Origin of the sequence: Roseibium sp. SCP14, assembly GCF_040329475.1 — a bacterium.
Lineage (GTDB): Bacteria > Pseudomonadota > Alphaproteobacteria > Rhizobiales > Stappiaceae > Roseibium.
Genome location: NZ_JBDZYH010000005.1, coordinates 176,557 through 197,153 on the forward strand (window position 1 = coordinate 176,557; position 20,597 = coordinate 197,153).

General features: G+C 55.7%; 21 protein-coding genes. 10 read left to right on the forward strand and 11 right to left on the reverse strand.

Annotated features, from left to right (window positions below; all coding sequences use genetic code 11):
* Positions 1–6: 6 nt before the first annotated feature.
* The 3 genes from ABLQ08_RS20955 to sstT all read right to left on the reverse strand — a co-directional run bounded on the left by ABLQ08_RS20955 (position 7) and on the right by sstT (position 4,274).
* Positions 7–1,374: an MFS transporter gene (locus ABLQ08_RS20955; RefSeq protein WP_352945891.1), complete on the reverse strand. Its 1,368-nt coding sequence runs from the start codon at positions 1,372–1,374 to the stop codon at positions 7–9.
* Between the two features lie 701 nt (positions 1,375–2,075).
* Positions 2,076–2,642, reverse strand: coding sequence for a hemerythrin domain-containing protein (locus ABLQ08_RS20960; protein WP_352945893.1), 567 nt, complete (start codon positions 2,640–2,642; stop codon positions 2,076–2,078).
* 366 nt (positions 2,643–3,008) lie between these two features.
* The gene (gene sstT, locus ABLQ08_RS20965) at positions 3,009–4,274 is read right to left on the reverse strand and encodes a serine/threonine transporter SstT (protein WP_352945895.1); all 1,266 of its coding nucleotides are present in this window, start codon (positions 4,272–4,274) and stop codon (positions 3,009–3,011) included.
* Positions 4,275–4,806: 532 nt separating this feature from the next.
* Here sstT and ABLQ08_RS20970 point away from each other — a divergent pair.
* The gene (locus tag ABLQ08_RS20970; protein ID WP_352945897.1) at positions 4,807–5,541 is read left to right on the forward strand and encodes a hypothetical protein; all 735 of its coding nucleotides are present in this window, start codon (positions 4,807–4,809) and stop codon (positions 5,539–5,541) included.
* A gap of 267 nt (positions 5,542–5,808) precedes the next feature.
* Here ABLQ08_RS20970 and ABLQ08_RS20975 read toward each other — a convergent pair whose 3' ends face one another.
* Positions 5,809–7,242 carry a glyceraldehyde-3-phosphate dehydrogenase gene (locus ABLQ08_RS20975; protein ID WP_352945899.1) on the reverse strand — a complete coding sequence of 478 codons (1,434 nt, stop codon included), beginning with the start codon at positions 7,240–7,242 and terminating at the stop codon, positions 5,809–5,811.
* A 442-nt stretch (positions 7,243–7,684) separates the two neighbouring features.
* On the opposite strand from ABLQ08_RS20975, the gene ABLQ08_RS20980 reads away from it, so the two are divergent.
* Positions 7,685–8,080: a DUF1801 domain-containing protein gene (locus tag ABLQ08_RS20980; RefSeq protein ID WP_352945901.1), complete on the forward strand. Its 396-nt coding sequence runs from the start codon at positions 7,685–7,687 to the stop codon at positions 8,078–8,080.
* A 396-nt stretch (positions 8,081–8,476) separates the two neighbouring features.
* Here ABLQ08_RS20980 and ABLQ08_RS20985 read toward each other — a convergent pair whose 3' ends face one another.
* The 3 genes from ABLQ08_RS20985 to ABLQ08_RS20995 all read right to left on the reverse strand — a co-directional run bounded on the left by ABLQ08_RS20985 (position 8,477) and on the right by ABLQ08_RS20995 (position 11,431).
* A complete protein-coding gene (locus tag ABLQ08_RS20985) occupies positions 8,477–8,872 on the reverse strand; it encodes a YybH family protein (protein ID WP_352945902.1) in 396 nt (131 codons plus the stop codon).
* A 399-nt stretch (positions 8,873–9,271) separates the two neighbouring features.
* Positions 9,272–10,207: a DMT family transporter gene (locus ABLQ08_RS20990; protein ID WP_352945904.1), complete on the reverse strand. Its 936-nt coding sequence runs from the start codon at positions 10,205–10,207 to the stop codon at positions 9,272–9,274.
* 63 nt (positions 10,208–10,270) lie between these two features.
* A complete protein-coding gene (locus ABLQ08_RS20995; protein ID WP_352945907.1) occupies positions 10,271–11,431 on the reverse strand; it encodes a trans-sulfuration enzyme family protein in 1,161 nt (386 codons plus the stop codon).
* A 107-nt stretch (positions 11,432–11,538) separates the two neighbouring features.
* On the opposite strand from ABLQ08_RS20995, the gene ABLQ08_RS21000 reads away from it, so the two are divergent.
* Together ABLQ08_RS21000 and ABLQ08_RS21005 are read left to right on the forward strand one after the other, a co-directional pair.
* Positions 11,539–12,426, forward strand: coding sequence for a LysR substrate-binding domain-containing protein (locus ABLQ08_RS21000; protein WP_352945910.1), 888 nt, complete (start codon positions 11,539–11,541; stop codon positions 12,424–12,426).
* Between the two features lie 318 nt (positions 12,427–12,744).
* Positions 12,745–13,371 (forward strand): hypothetical protein, encoded by a 627-nt coding sequence (locus ABLQ08_RS21005; RefSeq protein ID WP_352945913.1) that lies wholly within the window; start codon positions 12,745–12,747, stop codon positions 13,369–13,371.
* A 240-nt stretch (positions 13,372–13,611) separates the two neighbouring features.
* Here the strand turns inward: ABLQ08_RS21005 and ABLQ08_RS21010 are convergent, their stop codons facing one another.
* The 3 genes from ABLQ08_RS21010 to ABLQ08_RS21020 all read right to left on the reverse strand — a co-directional run bounded on the left by ABLQ08_RS21010 (position 13,612) and on the right by ABLQ08_RS21020 (position 15,498).
* Positions 13,612–13,836, reverse strand: a complete 225-nt coding sequence (locus ABLQ08_RS21010) for a dodecin (protein WP_352946841.1) — start codon at positions 13,834–13,836, stop codon at positions 13,612–13,614.
* A 243-nt stretch (positions 13,837–14,079) separates the two neighbouring features.
* The gene (locus ABLQ08_RS21015; RefSeq protein WP_352945916.1) at positions 14,080–14,718 is read right to left on the reverse strand and encodes a 2-hydroxychromene-2-carboxylate isomerase; all 639 of its coding nucleotides are present in this window, start codon (positions 14,716–14,718) and stop codon (positions 14,080–14,082) included.
* A gap of 123 nt (positions 14,719–14,841) precedes the next feature.
* Entirely contained in the window at positions 14,842–15,498 is a 657-nt protein-coding gene (locus ABLQ08_RS21020; RefSeq protein WP_352945919.1) for a hypothetical protein, read from the reverse strand.
* Between the two features lie 245 nt (positions 15,499–15,743).
* Here ABLQ08_RS21020 and ABLQ08_RS21025 point away from each other — a divergent pair, with 245 nt between their 5' ends.
* The 5 genes from ABLQ08_RS21025 to ABLQ08_RS21045 all read left to right on the forward strand — a co-directional run bounded on the left by ABLQ08_RS21025 (position 15,744) and on the right by ABLQ08_RS21045 (position 19,504).
* Entirely contained in the window at positions 15,744–16,094 is a 351-nt protein-coding gene (locus ABLQ08_RS21025; protein ID WP_352945922.1) for a carboxymuconolactone decarboxylase family protein, read from the forward strand.
* Positions 16,095–16,167: 73 nt separating this feature from the next.
* Positions 16,168–16,530 carry an EthD domain-containing protein gene (locus tag ABLQ08_RS21030; protein WP_352945925.1) on the forward strand — a complete coding sequence of 121 codons (363 nt, stop codon included), beginning with the start codon at positions 16,168–16,170 and terminating at the stop codon, positions 16,528–16,530.
* Positions 16,531–16,955: 425 nt separating this feature from the next.
* Positions 16,956–18,212 carry a fasciclin domain-containing protein gene (locus tag ABLQ08_RS21035; protein WP_352945928.1) on the forward strand — a complete coding sequence of 419 codons (1,257 nt, stop codon included), beginning with the start codon at positions 16,956–16,958 and terminating at the stop codon, positions 18,210–18,212.
* Between the two features lie 235 nt (positions 18,213–18,447).
* Positions 18,448–18,852 (forward strand): hypothetical protein, encoded by a 405-nt coding sequence (locus ABLQ08_RS21040; RefSeq protein ID WP_352945930.1) that lies wholly within the window; start codon positions 18,448–18,450, stop codon positions 18,850–18,852.
* 190 nt (positions 18,853–19,042) lie between these two features.
* Entirely contained in the window at positions 19,043–19,504 is a 462-nt protein-coding gene (locus ABLQ08_RS21045) for a DUF302 domain-containing protein (protein ID WP_352945933.1), read from the forward strand.
* Positions 19,505–19,601: 97 nt separating this feature from the next.
* Here ABLQ08_RS21045 and ABLQ08_RS21050 read toward each other — a convergent pair whose 3' ends face one another.
* The gene (locus ABLQ08_RS21050) at positions 19,602–19,916 is read right to left on the reverse strand and encodes an antibiotic biosynthesis monooxygenase family protein (protein ID WP_352945936.1); all 315 of its coding nucleotides are present in this window, start codon (positions 19,914–19,916) and stop codon (positions 19,602–19,604) included.
* Between the two features lie 382 nt (positions 19,917–20,298).
* On the opposite strand from ABLQ08_RS21050, the gene ABLQ08_RS21055 reads away from it, so the two are divergent.
* Positions 20,299–20,595 (forward strand): hypothetical protein, encoded by a 297-nt coding sequence (locus ABLQ08_RS21055; RefSeq protein ID WP_352945938.1) that lies wholly within the window; start codon positions 20,299–20,301, stop codon positions 20,593–20,595.
* The last annotated feature ends 2 nt before the right edge of the window (positions 20,596–20,597 follow it).

Below are 20,597 nucleotides of genomic sequence, written 5' to 3' on the forward strand. Positions count from 1 at the left end.
CGGCCCTCAGGTTTCGTCCTGGGCAGAGTGCGCCTCGCTCAACGCGAGGAAGGACAGAGCCAGGCCCGCGAAAAGCAACAGACCGCAAACGACGAACACTGCGGGAATGCTGAGGCCCGCAGTAATCAGAGCGCTCGAGACGGCAACGCCGATCGTGGAGCCGAGGAGCCTGATGGTCACGATGGTTCCGCTCAACTGACCCTGCTCGGTTTCCGGCGCCGCGTTGACCGCGATACGCCGGGAAGGACCGGCGATGCAAACCATCGCAACGCCCCAGACCAGCAGAGGCGCCGCAAAAAACAAATAGGATTTATAGGGCATCAGGAGCCCGAGGAGGACGGTTGCCAGTGCGGCAAGAAACAGACCGGTCATCACCACGGGACGCGAACCCAGTTTGTCCGCCAGTCTGCCGATTGGCGCGGAGATGAAGGGAAAGGGAATAACGGCGAGCAGCGCAGCCATTCCTGCTTGTGCGGCGGTGTACCCCATCTCGCTTTGCAGAAAGATCGGAAAGAAAACCGCCAATACGATCATCGCGTATTGGCAGATCATGAAAATCAGACAGGCGCTCAGGAACTCCGGAATCCGGAACAGCATGACGTCGATCAGCGGCTGCTTGCGGCGCCGTTCGAACCGGTCCAGGCCATAGAGGCCGATGACACCAATACCGGCGCTCAGCAGAATGACCGCGCTTGCCCAGCCGAGCGAGGCGCCCTGCATGAGCGCGAATACGAGGCCAGTCAACCCGATCAGCAGCAGGACGACACCGATCCCGTCAATTCCCTGCCCGGGTGGACGTTCGGGGGGATCTCGCCAGACGATAAAGGCTATGAAGCCGACAAGTGTCACGATCGGAATGTTGAGCCAGAAGACCCAATTCCACGACAGATAATGGGTTACGACACCTCCAAGCAAAGGGCCGACCGCAAGAAAAATGGTCGCCATGGCGGCATAGATGCCGATGCCCAACCCACGTTTCTCCTTGGGGTAGGCCATGTTGGCGCCAGCCTGGGACAAGGCAAAGATGAACGCCGCGCCGCCGCCCTGAAGCGCCCGCATTGCAATGAGAAATGCGCCGTCTTCAGCGAAACCGGCCAGAAGCGAGGAGACTGCGAAAACCGTACCGCTGACGACAAGAACGGGTTTCAGACCGAAGAGGTCGACACATTTGCCGCCCAACGCCGCCAGGCAGGTGAGCGTCAGGAAGTAGGCATTCACAATCCAATGGGTTGTTCCGGCGGAAAGACCGAGAGACGACCGGATCGACGGCAGGGCAACGCCCAAGATCGTTTCGTCAAGGAGAACGAGACCGGACAGCACGCCCATGGAGCAAATGACCCAGAGCCGTCGACTTTCTTCCGTCAGTTTCAGCATTGTACCTCCCAGGCCCACGAAAACAGAGCCTTGCCGGATCTTGCTCGCTCATTCCAAAGGGGCTGTTCATGCGCGGTGACGCATCTGTTCCCCATCCACGCCGCCCAGAGTCCGGTTGCGTTCGTCGCGCCCGCAGACATCAAACCCGTGAGAATCGGCCACAGGTTCTTTCGATTTCCTCAGGCAGCGGAGACGACCTGAGCGTCGAAAACTCCCAAAAAATCACGCCGTTACACAATTCGCCTGCCTTCAATGCAAGGGTAGCGCGAAAATCCCGACCATAGTAATGCACAAACAAAGAAGCTGTTTCCGTGTCGGGATTTTCCTTAAGCCGCTTGAACTCATATTAGGAATAGCTGTTGGTTGCCGCTTCGCAACCTGATCTCTTCCGGGAACCATCAGCTACGGATGCGCCGAGAAACATCCAACGCATCGGGGAAAAAGCACATCATACCTAACTTCGCTTTCCGGTCGCCCCAGCGATTGAAAGACGGCTATTGTCCTCATCCCGGCACACGGAGCACAGGCCGTCTGCATCCGCGTCGTTCCCATTGAAGTCGGTATCATTGAAATCACTGTCGCCTCAACCGCCTGGCATCCTTCCACGCGAAAAGGCAATGCGGCTGCTGCCAGGTAATGATCTTCATTGGGCGAAAAGACCGTGCCACGCACGAACTCGTTCGCGCGTGGCCGGTTGAGAGTTAGCCGCGCAGGCGGTGATGCAGGATGATCGGAACGGCAAGCTCTTCCTCATCGGACAGGTGCCGATCAAGGAAGGTTTCGATCGACTGCGCGAGGCCATGCAGCTTGCCGGCCTCCCTACGCGCCTGCGCTTCGTCCAGCTGGACCAGCTTGATGGCGCGGTTGGCGGTGCCGGTAAAATTGTCCAATACGACATCGAGCTCCTGGTGATCCTTTTCCAGTATCTCCAGGCCGACATCGAAACGCGGATCGGCAGCCGACAATTCCGGGAAGTAGCTGTGATCTTCCCAATGGTGATGCCCGTGCAGGTTCGCCACCAGCGCATTACCGTAATAGGAGAGCCGCGCGGCAAAATCGTCCGGAGCTCTGGACTTGTCCAGGTAGCGCTCGGTTTCCGAACGCACCAGGTCGCCTAGCCGACGGAACATCTGATGCGCACCGAGCCAATGCCGTGTCTTTTCCCTGAAGCCGGGATGCGCTTCCCAGCTGTCGCGCGGATAGCTTTCCAAAAGGACGCGCATATCCGTGGGCATGTCTTCGGTGCGGAGGTCGAATTTGGTTGTCATCGCCTTCTCCTTTCCGCAGCTATGTCGTGAGCCGATCAACGCGATACCAGCTATGCGCCTGCATTGCCGTTATGCGTCAGACGGTTAGCAAGACCGGACTCGATCACTCAACGCCTGACGCAGGAAGTGTGCCGAGCGATCTGGAGCGCACTTCCTTGAAAGTTACAGCTGGGCAACTGCAACGAGGCGGCAGCGATCACTGTTGAGACTATTTTCTGTCTCTTGCAGCGCGCGCCCTGTTCAGGCTGGTAGAGCCCTTGATCATGCGCCAGCACGGGCACGATTGATCCGCACGCGAAAACGCCGCCAGCCTGATGAGGCCGGCGGCGTTCTTGTCAGTTTCCCAGTTCCTTGAGCCTGATGCGCTTAAGGACGGATTTCCTCAAGTTGAAGCTCCTGCGGATAAGGATCGGCGTCCTCAAGTGGCAATTTGCGCGGATAAGGGTCGCCCTGCTTGTAGGAACCGGCAGCGGTGAACAGGACGTCCGAAGACGAGTTCAACCCGGTTTCCGCAGAATCCTGCAGCACGCCGACAATGAACCCGATGCCGACCACCTGCATGGCTGTCGCGTTGTCGATACCGAAAAGGCTGGCGGCCATCGGGATCAGCAGCAGCGAGCCGCCCGCCACGCCTGATGCCCCGGTGGCAGCAATTGCGGAGATGATGCTCAGGAACAGAGCCGAGAAGAAGTCGACCTCGATCCCCATGGTGTTTACCGCTGCCAGGGTCATGACAGTGATGGTGATAGCCGCGCCGGCCATGTTGATCGTCGCCCCGATCGGGATGGTCACCGAATAGGTTTCCTCGTCCAGGTTCATGCGTCTGCAGAGTTCCATGTTGACGGGGATGTTAGCGGCGGAGCTGCGCATGAAGAACGCGGTGATCCCGGACTCCCTGAGGCAGGTGAACACCAGTGGATACGGATTTTGTCTGATGCGCAGGAAGACGATCAGCGGGTTGACCACGAGAGCCATGACAACCATGCAGCCGATGAGCAGCGCCAGCAGGTTCGCATAGCCGACAAGCGCGCCAAACCCGGTTTCGGCGATGGTTGAGGCGACAATTCCGAAGATGCCGATGGGTGCCAGACGGATGATCACTCCGACGATTTTCGTGATTGCCTTGTCGAGGTCCGACATGAAGGCCTTGGTGGTGTCGTTTGAATGACGAAGGACCAGGCCAAACCCGATCGCCCAGGCAAGAATGCCGATGTAATTCGCCTGGGCGATGGCGTTCACGGGATTGTCCACCATCTTCAGCAGAATGTTCCTCATGACTTCGCCGAGACCACCGGGTGCGTTCATGACTTCAGGGGTTCCCGTCAATTGAAGCGTAACCGGAAACATGAAGCTTGCCGCGACCGCAAGAAGCGCGGCCGAGAACGTGGCGAGGACGTAAAGTGATACAACCGGGCCCATACGAGCCTGACTGCCCTTCTTGTGGTTGGTGATGGCAGCGCACACCAGGATCAACACAAGTATGGGGGCCACTGCTTTCAAGGCGTCCACAAAGAAATCGCCAAGCAAACCCGCCGCTTGACCCGCTTCGGGCCAAACAGCGGCGAGAAGAACGCCGAAAACCAAGCCGACGATGATCTGAGTTACCAGGCTACCTGGTAGGAAGGACTTCATCGCAATCATCCAATCTGATTGTGTTACGTTGCTGGAAACGCGACCGCCTGACCCGGCATGGGACAGGCAGCGCGGCACTCTGTTGGGACTTCAGGCTGATCGCGATCTGCCTGCAATCCGAACACAGAATCCTCAAGAAGAAACGCAACACGGCACTTCTCAGGCGTATTGCACGCGAAGTAGTGATTTCGACTTTGTCGACGAAACGAAGATGATTGTTCGCTGTTGCCGCCCATTCAATTTCAAGACTTGTCGCCTTCCCGAGACCAGGTACATGGGAAGGCAAAATGAACAACGGGTTTCCGTAAGGTTACGTTTTGGCAACCGAACCCTTTTTCAAGACAGACAGGCGTCAGTTCCCCAAGAAAACGTGAAGACGAGCCGGTTCGGTGGGAACCGCTTGCCGCCTGCCCTTGTCATCTGCAGCGCGCTCGGTTTGCAGCCGGGATTTTCTTTATGGGACTGCAGACGTAAGAGAAAAAAGCCTTGAGTTGCAACCAGTGGCTCAACGCGGGTTCATTAGGGGGTGGATGTGTTCGGGCTGTTTTCGCGAAAGAAAAACGTGGTCGATGAGGAGCAGGCAGGCTGGATTGTCGAGCAATCGGCCTGGCTGGACAAGCATATCGGCTTTCCGAACAATCCCGTGCCGCTGATCACGCCGACCGAACATTTTTTCTCTCTGCCGCCTGCAACCGGACACGAGCGTGCGCTGCATATCTTCAACGAAGTCAAACAGCTCATGGGTCTGCAGGCCTGGCCATGTGACCTCGAGGCCCAGGACGAGGACATCGACCCGCGCGTCAACGACATGATGATCGTTCAGAACGCGCCGCAGGCGCCACTTGGCACCTTCGGTGTCGGTGCGCCCGAGCAGCAGCGGATCATCATCACCTACAGCCCGAACAGCCTGGAGAATCCCCACTCCCTGATCGCGACCTTCGCCCACGAACTCAGCCACTATCTGCTGGCCTGCTGCGACCAGCCGCGGCTCTATGACGAAGACCAGGAGGAACCGTTGACCGATCTTCTTGCCATCAAATGCGGCTTCGGCCTTTTCCTCGCCAATTCCAGCTTCACGTTCAGCCAGTATTCGGACGGCATCGCCCAAGGCTGGCGGACATCGGCTCAAGGATATCTGACCGAACGGGAAATCCTGTTCGCCCTGATGCTGTTCATGCGCCAGAACGGGCATGAGTTGGACGCAGCCAAGCCTTTTCTGAAGGCACATCTTTATGGAGTGCTGAAGAAGGCCTGGGGGAGTGGGTGAGTTTGAGGCGGGGTCATCGGGCGGCTGGAATTGGGCCGATAGCCGACTGTCAGAATTCAACGGCAAAGTCATCGAAGCGGACATTCAACTTGACGAGACAGCCGAACGCCTTAGCGGCCCAACTTCAACAGACCCGAAAGGCCGCATGTAGCCCGGACCAGAAACAGGGTGAGGTCCCCACCCCGTCTCGAAAGCCAAGCAGTGAATTGCACAGTCTCAAGGGGCTAAGACACTGCTTAACCCCATCCAAGACTGTAGAAGCCAAAATCACTCAGGGACTGACGGGTATTTCATACCGGCGACTTCCTGCATCAGCCGGATCACCTGGGTGCTATATCCCGCTTCGTTGTCATACCAGACGTAAAGGACGAGGCGGTTGCCATCGACGATCGTGGCCTGGCTGTCGACCACACCGGCATGGGTGGAGCCGACCAGATCGGATGAGACCAATTCGGTCGACGCCGTGTAGTCGATCTGGTCCTGCATCGGGGATTGTACGGAAACTCCCCGCAGGTAGTCGTTCATTTCCGCGTCCGTCGTCTCGCGCTGAAGATTCAGATTCAGGATCGCCATGGAGACATTGGGAACCGGCACCCGAACTGCGTTGCCCGTCAACTTGCCCTTCATTTCAGGCAGGCACTTTGCCACGGCACTTGCCGCGCCTGTGCTCGTCAACACCATGTTCAAGGGTGCGGCGCGACCTCGGCGGTCGCCCTTGTGGTAGTTGTCGATCAGGTTCTGGTCGTTGGTAAAGGCGTGGATGGTTTCCACGTGGCCGTTCTCGATCCCGAACTCGTCGTTGATCACCTTGAGCACGGGCGTGATCGCGTTGGTGGTGCACGAGGCAGCGCTCAGAATGTCGTCGTTCTCGGTAATGTCACCATGGTTCACACCATAGACGACATTCTTGATGTTGCCTTTTCCCGGCGCGGTCAGAATGACCTTCGACGCGCCCGGACATTTCAGATGTTGACCAAGCCCCTCCTCGTCGCGCCAAATCCCTGTATTATCGACCACCAACGCATTTTGAATGCCGTATTTGGTGTAATCCACCTCGGCGGGCGAGTTGGCGTAAATCACCTGAATGTAATTGCCGTTGGCGATAATGGCGTTCTGTTCTTCGTCAACCGTGATCGATCCTCTGAACGCGCCGTGGACGGAGTCCCGTCGCAGCAGGCTGGAGCGCTTCTTGAGATCGCCATCCTTGCCGCCGCGCACGACGATCGCGCGCAGGCGCATTTTGTTCCCGGCGCCGACACGTTCTATCAGCATGCGGGCGAGGAGACGCCCAATGCGCCCGAACCCGTAGAGAACGACGTCTTGCGGTTCCTGCAGAATGGAGGTTTTGCCGGTGTTGATGCTGGCAAGCTGCTTCTCCAGGAAGCTCGAAACATCACCACCCTCTTCCATGTAGCGGTGGCACAGTTTGCCGAGATCGACGCGGGAGGCAGCGAGATCCATCTCGAGCATCGCCTTGACGATTTCGAGACTTTTGGAGACTTCCAGCTCCTGCCCGGTAATCTGCAAGGCATAACGGTGTGCCTTGATGATCTCGATTGCGGAGTTGTTCAGCAGGCGCCGTCCGAAAATCCGGATGTTGATGCCGTAATCCCGGTAGAGATGGCCAACCAGCGGGATCATCTGCTCAGCGGCGGACTGTTGTTCCTTCCAGTTATCGAAGTGATTATCCATAGCCGCCATATCCAACAACTCCCTTATGGTATTTTCAGCGCGATGATTGGCAGGTTTTGGGGTCCTGGCCCCAGCCTGCGCCCGGTGTTTAGCTCTTGTGCAAACGCAATGTCCATAAGCAGTTTGAAGATTAATCGATTGAAATTGGGCGACGTTGCTGGCTGCACCTTTATGTCTCTTTACGTCACATCAAGAGCCTTGCAGAAACTCAGTATTTAACGCAGAGAGACTTGGCCTGATCGGAAGAATGGAGGACCGGTTCCGGCTGATCGCGGACATCATCGGCTGTGGCTGTTGAGGTCCGCAATCGGCCCGGAGCAAATAGCCGTTCAAGTCGCAATACCCGACCGTTTTCCGTCCAACTTGTGAATTGAGTGCATCTGCGATGAGTGGCGGCTTCGAGCCCAAGTTGTGCATTCAACCAGTTCCAGACCGATGTTACAATATTGGTATGAAACCGAAGACGATCCCCGAATTTCACAGCGCTCTCTCACCAGGAGATCGAGCAATTTGTGACGCGCTGCGCATTGTGATCGATAATGGCTTACCAGGTGCTGAAAGCAAGGTATGGCATGGCCATCCGGTCTGGTTCTTGGATGGAAATCCCTTCGTAGGGTACAGCAAGCTAAAGGATTGTATCCGCCTGATGTTTTGGAGTGGTGCAGACTTTGATGAACCGGATCTAAAGCCAGGAACGGGCAAATTCAAAGATGCATCAATCCGCTATGCCGACGTCAAGGAAGTAAATGAAAGAGACCTGAGGCGGTGGCTGACAAAAGGGCTGAACATTCAGTGGGACTATAAGAGAATTTACAAACGCAAGGGACTGCTAGAACGGTTGGTCTGAATAGACTTGACCTATCGAGTCTGAGTGCACTTCATCCACCAAGCCGCCTTGGAAACGCATTGCGGCAATGGCCTGAACTGAGCCTTAAACTACTTGTTCTCGGCGTGCAGCGATTGGCCGCTCCGAAAGTAGGTGATTGGACTACGAGCTGTCTGGATTGCCTGGCATCTCAGCGGCAGGCTGGTCAGTTCAAGGATCCCCCCAACACGGAGTGTTTTTCGCTCATCTTTTGAAACCGGTTAGTTGGTGCTGGTTTTGTGCTAGCGGGTTTCGGCCGACTGGAAAATCGAATGCCTAGCCAAATATGTATATTAATTACTGCAAGCGCTTACGACCGGCTTTTTCAACAATATCGGCCAGGACCGCAGGCCTTGAGATTTGCGGACTAGGTCGCGCTCAGGGTTTTGTCGGCGTAAAAATCACCGCCTGAATTTTCCAGATTTGCTTTTTCCGGACAAGCACAATGATCTGGTTGAAATGAACGTCCTGATCTTCGGATTGCGAATTGCCGGTAAGAATAATCTGGTTACATACAATTGCCATGTCACCAGAACCCGCAAATTCCCAATTTTCGAAACGGTATCCGGGGGTAGGTTCAAAGGCCGCTGCGAATTTTGCAAGCTCATTGTGACCGACGATGCGTTGGGCTCCGGGTGGCATCAAGACCGCATCCTCTGCCCATCTCTCCAGCCATGCGTCGTGTTTTAGAGAAACAAGCTCGTCCGTCCAGCCAATGATCGTTTGCCGGATTTCGTCGTGGTCTGTTGCGGAAAGGTCGTCGATTCCAAGCATTTCGGGCAACCTCCAAAATTGAGACTTGATCACAATGTACACGCGATGTCATTGATCGCCCAAACAAGTTTCAGTTCTGACGACCAGTGCCAGCGCTCGAAACTTCAGACGGACATTCAAAAAAGTGAAGCAAAGTCTGTTTTGTCCACCTTGCCGATCTTGGAAATCCAAAACCGCAGCATCAGATTTCAGGGCGCGTGAAAGACCGTGTAAGTCCGAAATGGCGCGCGAAGCTGACAAACGGCTCATGCCAAGACCAGACCGACAAGACCGGGACCGCGAACCGACGGAAAGCTTTCGGGACAGTTTTTCTCAAAGCGGACGTTCACACGTTGTGACAAAGGTCGGCTTTGAGCTCCATACCTGCCTGTTTGCTGCAAGATGAAGAATGCCAAGTCTTCACTTAGAGCCTGAGCTTAGTAACGCACCAGTTATCGCGAAGAGCGCTCCAACGACAGTCGCCGTGGTGACGTTGCCCAGTCCAAAGGCGGCCAGCAATCCCATTGCGATGAGAGGCGTGAGAAATGCCAGGCTTGAGATTGTTGCCGCCGAGCCGGTGCGCGTCGCATTGTCCCACAACACATTTGCAATCGTAAAAGGCCCGATCCCCATAAGAACAATCGCAAACCATTCTGTTGTTGCCGGCCAGTAGACGGGTTCAAGCATGAAATGCGCGCCCAAAGCACCAACTCCTGAAAGTCCAAGGGATGGCCCGACGACATTCGTTTCGGCTTTCGCAAGGGAGCGACCGACAGAATAGGCTGCAAATGTCAAAGCCCCGCAGGCACCAAGCACCACGCCAGCAATGTCCAAGTTTCCGCCCATCAAGGGAGACAGGGCAATCGCGACACCGACAAACCCGCAAGCAATTCCAAGCGTCTGAAACAAAGAAGGTGAGCGCCGGTGCAGCAGGGATGCCAGCAGCACAAGGAATACCGGCCACAGATAATGGACAACATTGGCTTCTGCTGCTCCGATCCGCGCTATGGCCGCGAGATAAAAGGCGTTGTTGCCCATCAATCCAACAGCGACGAATATCAGCGTCTTGAACGGCACCGATACAAATGCACGAGACTTACCTTGCCGGACAGTCAGCAAAAAAGAGAGCAGAAAGCCGATCAGTGCTGACGCGCCCAACACCAGGAGCGGCGGTGCGGGACGCACCATCGTTGCAAGTGCTGGCCAACTCGCCCACAACACGACGGCTCCAGCGACAAGAGCATATGTCTTTGCAGTTGAACCGCCAGAAGCACTTGAACGCCTTCCTGCTTCAAACCGGTCAAACAACCGAAGGTGAAGGAGACGGGCGTGTTGAGGAAACTTTGCAATAATCATTGCTATCTAACCTGAACAGGTCACCTCGGATGAAGAACTCGCCCCGAGCAAGGGGCAAGCTCATTATCTTGAGAGAATATCGAATAGATTGTTGAGTTCCGCACGCAGGTCTTCTGCATCTTCCAGACCCACATTGATGCGCAGAATTGTCCGCTGATGTTCCGGTTTTCCGAACTTTCTGTTGTTCTTGACGGACATCGGCGCAATCAGACTGCGCGTTCCGCCCCAGCTTGCTCCGATCGCTATGACCTTGAGCTGGTTCAGCCCTTCATCAAGATTGGCTTCCTGACGCTCGCTCAGAACGACACTGAAAACCCCGCTTGCACCTGAAAAATCGCGTTTCCAAAGCGCATGCTGAGGAAAGTCCGGGAGCGCAGGATGCAGCACCAATCCAACATCCTTGCGAGATGCCAGTTCTTCGGCGAGGCTCTGTGCGACGTTCCCCACATGTGCAAGTCGCACAGCCATTGTCGCGATCCCTCGCAAGGCAAGCGCAACTTCATCGGGGCCGACACCTATGCCCAGCATTCGCATTGTCGCACGCAGCTTCTCACGCAGGCCCAGGTCGTTGACGCAAACAGACCCAAGCAGCAGATCGGAATGTCCGCCCACATATTTTGACAGGGCCTGCATCGAAAAATCGATACCCAGGTCCAAAGGTTTCAATTGCAAGGGGGTTGCCCAGGTGTTGTCGGCCCCGGTCAGAATACCATGCTTCTTTCCAAGCGCGGCAATCGCCCGCAAGTCCTGGAGTTCCATGGTCGTTGACCCGGGCGTTTCCGTCCAGATCAGTTTCACCGAAGGATCAAGCAGGTCCTCGACCCCTTCGCCATCAGGCCGGTAGATTTTATGATGGATGCCCCGCGGCTGCAGGTAGTTGACGCAGAAATCAACGACGGGTGGGTACACGTTGTCCGGGATCAAAACCGTATCTCCGGGGAGCAGAACGCTGAGAAAAACGATCGTTGCCCCAGCCTGGCCAGAAGGCACGATAACGGACCGCAAACCGTTTTCCAGTTTTGTAATCTGCGCTTCCAGCGTTCTCGTCGTAGGCGTTCCGTGCAAACCGTAGAAGTAGCTGTCGAGATCCCGCTCACCGCGCGTTGCGTAGGCCTGCGCATCATCAAATACAATTGTCGATGCGCGATGGGTCGGGACCGCCAGACTTGAAAATTCCGATTGGTCAATAATGGGATAGATCGTGCAGTTTGTAGCGTCGCGCATTTGCTTTCCTCTGAAATTTTGCCGACTACAGCAAAATTCCCTCTGGCAAACAATTAATAGTTGAGCATAATTCTATGTGAAAAACTTATATGTTGCGGGCGTAGATCATGAAGTTCAGGCAGCTTGAAGCCTTTCACAATATGATGATTTCAGGATCGACGGTTCGCGCCGCTGAACTCATGCAGATTACGCAGCCTGCCGTCAGCAGAAGCATCGCTGAACTGGAAGCTTCTCTGGGCTTTACTCTTTTTGACCGTGTACGCGGACGCATGGTTCCCACCACAGAAGGTCAGCTGTTTTTCCGCGAGGTTTCAGAAAGCTTCAAGGGCATGGACCGACTGAGATCAGCAGCTGCCGCGATCCGGGATTTCGGCTCGGGGCACCTGAAAGTCGCTTCGCTTTCTGCTCTGGGTGCGGAGGTCGTGCCGAAGGCAATCCAAGACTTCAGGACAAGGAACCCACGCGTCAGGATTACGCTTCAGATCCTGCCTTCGGCACAAGTGCGCAATCAGGTCGTGGATGGAAGTTTCGATATTGGCTTGGCAGCCGACGAAATAGACCGCTCCGGGGTAGACACGACTCATTTTGGAGGATTTTCCGGCGTTATCGCAATGGCGCCCGACCATCCGCTGGCAGAACGAGACACGCTCGGTCCGGAAGACCTCATCGGGCAGCCGATGGTCGGCCTGGCTCCGGAAGATCGGGCGCGCCACAGATTTGATGCCATTCTGAACGAGGCAGGCGTGTCGCCCGAGTATGTCGTGGAGACACCTTCATCAACGACGACTTGCGCATTGGCCCTTTCTGGCGATGCGATAGGTCTTGTCAATCCGCTTGTCGTTGACGGTTTTGTTGCAAGGGGGTTGGAAATACGCCCATTTGCGCCCGCTGTGAACTTTCGCTCATTCCTCTTGTTCCGACCGGATACGCAAAGGTCCAAGCTGGTCAAGGATTTCACCAAAAGTCTGTTCAAGCTCAGGAATTCAATGGTTTGACGGTCGGCGCACGAACATGCAATCCGGCGCGACTGATTGGGAAAATCGACTGTATATGACCTGCTAAAGGCTATTTCTTAAGTTCGCCAACGACTTCAAAATCAGCATTTCTGCGATTTGCTCTGATCGAAAAAACGTCAGCTTTCGGGATCGTGTTGCGAAACAGCGAACGTTCAATTGGCGGGCGCGAAGCGGGCAATGCTGGATAAACTTCCAAAACAACTCAGGACCGCAGTTCTCGCCGAATTCAGTTCCATGTGACGAAGTTAGGATGCAGTGTCGTTTCCCGTGACCCGCTCGAACCAAGGACTGACAACAATGTCTCAAGCACGCCTGCAAAATCGTGTCTTGCCCACGGGAGATATTGTTGCTGCACCCTTTCGCGGAACCCTCACCGGCAATCGTGGGATCTTAAGCTTTGATGGGCATGGTCGCCTCAGTACCAGCCGCTGGAAACACAAGCACTGGATTGTCTGCACTCTGGTCCATCCACGTGGCCGTTATCACGGACCTCAGCCTGCAAGAGGTTGGACACCGCTGTTTTTCCTTGACGAGGCGGTCGCGCTTGCGGCCGGACACAGACCATGTGCCTATTGTCGGCCGGACGCCTACCGCGCCTGGGTCAATGCCTGGACCAGAGCGTACGGGGAAAAAACCGGGCACAAAGAGATGGATGCGGCTTTGCATGCCGCCCGCGTCACGCGCAATCGCACGCAGATCCGTCATCGGGCGTTGCTGCGCGATCTGCCTGACCATGCATTCGTCCTTCACCAGGATCAGGCGCACCTGGTTCTGGGCCGATCACTCCACCCGTTCAAAAACGGAATTTATGGAGCCGGGATCCCGCGAAATCCCCTGGATGATGATCCGGTTACGGTTTTGACCCCTCACCCGACCCTGCGCGTATTGGATGCGGGCTACAAAGTTCGAACTTGCCTTGAGTAGAGCATCTGATCCAAGGCCAATTCTCTAACCCGCTCCGATCATTATGCGCTCTTCACCATTGCTCCCTGTGCTGCGATGAACCGGGTGGCAAAATTACAGGCATTTTCGCGGGTCTGAAGGGGTTCATCGAAGCCGAAAGACAGGCAAGCACCGGCATTGACCGGACGGAGAGCAGACCTCGATCACGAAAATGACTGCAGCCCGCTCACCGTCAGATCTTAATGTTTCAAAAAAAACGCTTTAGCTTGATTTGTCCTGATCCAGCCGAAATCCGAGCTTGACGCCGACCTGGTAATGACCGACCGAACCGTCCTTGTTTACGTGACCGCGGATTTCCGTCACTTCGAACCAGTCGAGATTGCGGATGCTCTTGTTGGCTGCGCTGATTGCGTTTCGGATCGCCTGGTCGATCGAGTCGGGCGAAGAGCCGTAAATTTCGGTAACCGGATAGATGTGGTCCATTATTCTCTCCCTTGCGCGTCCAAGCTTCATTCCCGTCTTCTGGTCAGGCCAGCGGGACAAACGCGCGATTGCCCCGTTACGGAACTCGACGATTGCGCTTTCTGCTTGTTGCAGCTGCACTTATTGATGGTGACACATGGAAGAGAGGTTGTCAGTCTTGACTGCAGTTATCTTGCCGGGGAACAGATACAGCAGCCGGAAGGGCTTAGACCTTCGACAGGTAACGGCGGCCGGCAAGCCCTTCCGTCAGTTCACCGAAGGGTTGGACCAGGAAGATGCCTTGAACGGCGTGACGAGAGCCCGTTTGACATGGTCAAGACGATCTTGTCCATAGAACGGATCTCCATCAACGATGTAGGTGGGTGAACCGAACACTTCGCGATCACGTGCCCAATCGGTGTTTTCTTGCAGTTTGTTCTGGATCTCTTTCGATGCCGCGCTCTCCAGTAACAAATTGGCATCGTGTCCAAGTTCTGTCGCGATTTCCATCAGCGTTGAACTGTCAGAGAGATCGGCATCGTTGCACCAATGTGCCTCAAGCAGACCATGCGCCATGGCATCAGCAAGCGCACCGGTTTCGCCGAGCGCGATGATCATGCCGGAGGCAAGACTGTAGTCCGCATCATGATGTATCGGGCGTTGGCGCATGATGGGAACAGAGCGAAACTCGGACCATCTTTCGATCTCCCGCCCGAAAAAATAGTCGACATGTTTCTGGGTACGCATTCGAAACGGAAGACCGCCCTGTGCTTCGATGACCGGTGACAGGAGAACCGGTTTGTGAACCAGTGTTGCACTGTGATCCGCACAGATTTGCATCAATTCTCTGGAACCCAGATACGCAAAAGCGGAGTGAGCGGAATAGACGTATTCGATGACAGGCATACAGTTTCTTCAAATGCGTTGATGGTTCGTCAGACGACGGGAAAGAGACAGCCACTTTGATTGCCGCTGCAAATTTTGCAAGCTCAAGACAAACGGGATGTGTCTCAATCGTTGGGAAAGGCATCACTCTATCGTAATCGTCAGTTGCCCCTTTCCGTTTGTTCCCGGTTCACCGTCATAGAAGACCTCAATGCGGTGATCGCCGGTTTCATAGAGTTGCCCGCGATAGTCATTTCCCGCCTGGGAGCTTTCATAAAGGATGCCGCCATCCGGAACGTAGATCATGTAAAAGAGGAAGGGGCTCTCTGTATCCAGCCTGACATTCAGGAACTGGCCATCCCTGGCATTGAGCAGGTAGTTCATTGCCTCGCCGGACTTCAGGCTGAACTCTGCGATTGCTCCCGAAGTGCCAGGTGCAAAGTTGAGGCGCTCCGTTACTTCTGTCGACGGCCCGGCGACAGGTCTCCCGGCGGAGGTATCGGTCTCCTGCGGTCTGTCACCATTCTCAACGCCGGCGTCGACCGGGCTGAGTTCACCGACCGTGCCATCGGAATAGCCAATGCACCGCCAGACCTTGCCACCCCGGTCCTTCAGCATGACCAGCGTACCGGCTTCGGAAAACTCTGAGCTCAAGACAGTACCGGCCTTTGCGTTTGGGCCACCTTCGGCCCTCAGTCGGTCGATACAGGCATCAACGGCTTCCTGAACGGCGGCATTGCCTGGCGTGCTCATCATCAGGCAACTGGCGACGAGCGCGGCTGCGCTGGTCCTGGTTTTCACGGTGCACTTCCTCCCCTTTTCCTGCCAGCAAAGACAGAGGCTGAAACCGAATATGGACACATCTTGCAATCGGCACGTCTGGATTGAAAGACTTTTGACACCCGCCTTGGGGATCAAGACCTCAAAAGCTGCTTCGACCAAGGTCTAACGACCATGATCGCCCTGCTTGACGCACATCAACGCCGTTTGCCCATCCACCTCCTAACGTCCTGTTGCAACACGTCAAAAACGCGAGGAGTGACGAGATGGCAGTCACCGATTGGGAAGCATTCATAGCCCAGACCGATGGGCGGATGGCAGAAGTCCGCAAGGGCGCACCGGACGCGGCGAAAGGATTTGGCATGCTGGCGGCCGGCGCCATGAAGGCCGGCGCCATCGATGCCAAGACAAAGGAACTGATCGCGCTTGCCATCGGCATCACAGCTCGCTGCGACGGCTGCCTCGCCTATCACGCCCGCGCTGCTGCCAAGCTGGGCGCGACCCGTCAGGAAATACTCGAAGTAGTCGGTGTCGCCATGTATATGGGCGGCGGCCCCTCCATGATCTACGGTGCCGAAGCGCTCGCCGCATTCGACGGATTGTCGGAAGGCGCCTAGCAGATTTTCGTGAAGTAGCGCTGCCGTTCGGGTAAGCTTCGTCAGCCATTCCATGCTCTTGGAGGTTGTCGGCATGATCAAGCTTGTCATGTGCCTTACCCGGCGCGCGGATCTTTCCCGGGAACAGTTTCTCGACTATTGGCAAAATAGCCACGGCCCGTTTTTCATGAAAAACGCGTCGACCATGCGTGCCAAACGGTATCTGCAGGACCAGACACTTACCTCACCGATAAACGACGCATTCCGGCAGTCCCGCAAGATGATGGCCGAGTTCGACGGCATCGCGGAAGTGTGGTTCGAGTCCGAAGACGACCTGATGGACGCAATGAGTACGGCAGAAGGTCAGGAGTTGGCAGAAGCGCTGCTGAAAGACGAAGGCAATTTCGTCGATCATGAAAAGTCCTGTGCTTTTCTGGTGCGCGAGCAAGCGTTCTAAGAATCTCAGCCTGTCTTTGAAAGTGGCATTCTCATCAACTGACGGAACCTGCCTGATCCGCAGACACGGCTTCAAGCGACCCGCTCGGTGAGCGCGCTCATACCTGACCTGGTGTTTTCAGGGTCAGGTCAGCTTTGCCGGTAGCCCATGGCGTCGCCTATCGGAAAAATCCACGAGACTGCAAAAATCCCCAGTCAGTTTTTCCCATTGTCCTGCGCGCAAATTTTCTCCACTCGTAGTGGCTGATTGTTTCTCAGGCAACTTCTTGACGTTTCACATCTTTTCGGAAGTCGACCTGTCGCCGTGGGTCTCGCCTCATCCGACAAGTCACAAATTCGCTCCCGGTTTTGCTGCGACCCTGTCAAATCCGCTCCGCCTCCTGTCCGTACTGAACCGCGTTGGGGGACGTCATCGGAGGGTAACTCATGCCTGCGAATACAATTCTGGACATAGCACTCAGTAATCCGGACCTGGACGGAGACGAAAACGGCGATTTCAATATTCTCGGAGCAGCTCTTTCGCTCTTTCCCGACCTTGTCGACGCGGCGGGCAATGCCGAAGCGGATCTGACCGTTTTTGCACCAACCGATCAGGCGTTCCTGAACTTGGCAAATGCACTTAATCCGGCTGTGGGAGACAATGAAGAGCTTGCCATCACAACTCTGGTGGGCGTGTCTGCGCTTCTGTCACCGGCCAGCGACCCGACAGCGTTTCTCAAAACGGTTTTGACTTATCATATCGTCGGTGAATCCCTTACCGGCGAAGAAGTCGTTGCTGCCAACAAGATCGAAACTCTCTCAGGCGATACGATCAAGCCAAACGGCCTGACCTTGCGCGACAAGGATCCCGATTTCGCTGACCCGAATGTCACCAATCCGGAAGCTGCGGCAAACGGCATCGAGGCCGACAACGGCATCATCCACGTTCTCGACAACGTGCTCCTGCCGTATGACATCACGATTTCCGATGGTGGGCTGGTGTTTGCCGGCCGTGGCCAGGACATTGTGGTCGGCTCCGATTCCTTCGACTTCATTTTCCTGGGTCGGGGCGATGACATCGCCAATGGTCTTGGCGGTCATGACGTCATCCATGGCGGTCGCGGCAACGACCTGATCAAGGGCGGCGAAGGCTGGGATCTCCTGAAAGGCGGCAGGGGTCACGATATCCTTGAGGGCGACGGCGGCAATGATGCCCTGCATGGCGGCCGCGGCAAGGATGTTCTCGATGGCGGAGAGGACAACGACTACCTGAACGGCGGCAGGGGTGCCGACATGCTGGAAGGTGCGGAAGGCAACGATTATCTCGTTGGTGGGCGCGGACGCGACTGCTTCATCTTCAATCCCTTCCGTGAAGGCGAAGGTAACGATGTGGTCGCCGACTTCAATCCGAACCGGGACAAGCTGGTTCTCGATCTCAGGGATGGCGATCCTGAGCTGCTTGCAATCATCGCGATGGAAGGTGAGGAAGGCCTTCAGTTTACCGACTTCCTCACCTTCGACACCGATCCGGAAACCGATGGTGTGCAAGCTGCGGTCACTCTTGGTGCCTCCGACGATGGCGACCTGCTGATCACCCATCCGACCGGCACCATTGAACTCAACGGAATTCCGTCCGATGTCGATCCGGCTGCCCTCCTGCCTGCAATCGAGCTGCTTACCAGTGAGGGGTTGTTTACCGCCTGAGCCTCTTGCTTCTGACAAGACACCGGCTTGTGTTTGCCCGAGCCGGGCCGGTGTCCTTGCCCGTCGTTTCCTGAATTCTTCCTTGAGCAGCCTTCCCTTTTCAAACCGGCGCGATCGACCGCGCGGGTATGACGCATCCCGATCAATCGTGTCCACGTTCAAAGGACGTTACCATCCAGAATCGGCAAGTGTTTCAACCTTGCCGGATCGGCATGGCGCGACGGGAGATCCAATCATGAGCCGGATATCAGGCAGGCAGACCGATCCACTCAGATTTGCCGCAGGGTTCGCGATCGTTTTCGGAATCCTGACTATCCTGTCCGGAGGAATTGCACTTTTTTCCAATCAGGGCACCCGCGAATTGTTCGGCAATGTCGTGCAATTTGTACTCTGGTTCAATTTCCTCTCAGGATTTGCCTATGTCGTTACCGGTTGGGGCCTCTGGAAAAAAAGGGCCTGGGCCGTTCAGGCATCGGTGCTGATTTTCGCACTCATCCTTGGCGTCTTCACATATTTCGGACTGCATATTCTGAATGGTGCGGCATTCGAGGCGCGTACTGTCGCGGCAATGACATTCAGGGCAGCTTGCTGGTTGATCATCAGCCTGACCGCAATCAGGTCGATCCCGAAGAGACGCTAGAACGCCGGTTGAAAACAAAGAGCATTGTCAAGGCTCAGACACGAAGGCAAACGCGTTCGAAACGGATGTCTGCCGTTCAACGCCTTAATATCACCCGAATAGACTGTCCTTCATTCATTCAATTGTGATTGGCGTTTCCGGCAATTTCAAAGTGAAACTCGGCGTCGCCAGATTTCGACAGGAGGAATGAATGTTCAAGACCGCTTTCAAGATGCTTCTCGCCACTTTCGCTGTTTCCTCCTTGCTCGGCGTTGCACATGCCGCAGACAACCAGCTGGTCAAGGTCTCGAGCCCGCACTCGGTCGGCCAGACGGTCGACAACCTGGTGGCGGCCGTTGAAAACGCAGGAGCCAAGGTCTTTGCCCGTATCGATCATGCCAAGGGCGGAAAGAGCGTCGATATGGACATTCCGGCCAACGAAGTCGTCATCTTCGGCAATCCGCAACTGGGCACCCCGGTCATTCGGGACGCTCCGACAGCCGGTCTAGACCTGCCCATCCGGGTCGCGGTGATTGAAACCGGTGATGGAACGGTAATCGTCTACCGGGCGCCTGCGGCACTCGCGGCCGAACACGGCCTGCCGGCAGACCATCCGAGCATCACCAAGATGACCGGCGCCCTGAACAAACTGACGGCGAAGGCTGCGCAATAAGTTCAAGAAGGCAGAGGCAATCCAGAGGTCGGCGGCGCTGCCGGGTGTCGCACTTTGCTACGGCAGATCGTGCGGCAGACGCCACCTTCCCTTTGACTTACTCGTTCAAGACGGACTCAAAGCCCTCAAAGTTCGGGTGACCGGCATACATCGCCTTGTTGCCACCGGCATTTTTGTGCGCCTGCCGGAAATGTTCCGATTTGGTCCAGTTCACGAAGTCATCCTGACTGTTCCAAACGGTATGCGTTGCGTAGAGCGTCGTGCCGGTTTCCTCGTCAAACGAACCTTTCAGAAGATTGAACGTCTGAAATCCCGGGACCTTGTCCAGCTTGGAGTCACGCTCGCGCCAGACAGTTTCGAACGCGTCCTCATGTCCTTTGAGGATCTTGAACCGGTTCATCGCAATGAACATTATTTCCTCCATCTGCGTGCAGAAACGGAACAGCAACGCAGCCGTAATCAGATTTCATTCAACCTTTGAGCACAGCCCTCGAGGCTTTTCGATCAAAGACAATACGTGGAAAGAAGCGTAGCCCGCCAACTCCCGGGTCGCCATGCGACACGTTTCACATTTAAGTGGAATAGATTACTCAACTTGTAAAGATTGCGTTTGCTCCGCACCTGTCCGTACTGTCGGAGAAGACTTGGTGACGGAATTCGGCCGCAACCGGCCTGAAGACCGGGCAACCGTATCGTGTCTGCCTTTGTGAGTGCCGCTTTTCATGCATTATAGTGTCTTGCAGCCCATGAGCGGCTTGCAACGGCGCGTATTTCAATCTGGAAAGGACACTGAATTGGCTGAGAAAATTTCCACCAAACAGGCATTTCTGGAAAAGATAGCAGGCAGGAAGCACGTGAATGGCAGTGCCTGGGTCATCGTTTCCGCCGACGGAACAGTTGAGGGTGTCGGTCCCAAGGGCGGCCCCATTTCAGGAGATTGGTCCTGGGAGGGTGACTATTATTGCCGCACCATCGTTTTCGACGGTGAACCGATGCTGAAGGACTACCAGGCCGTAACACTCGACGGAAACACAGTCACCTACACCCGTGACAAGGGAACCGGCGTGTCGATGAGCTGGACGTTGAGCTGACG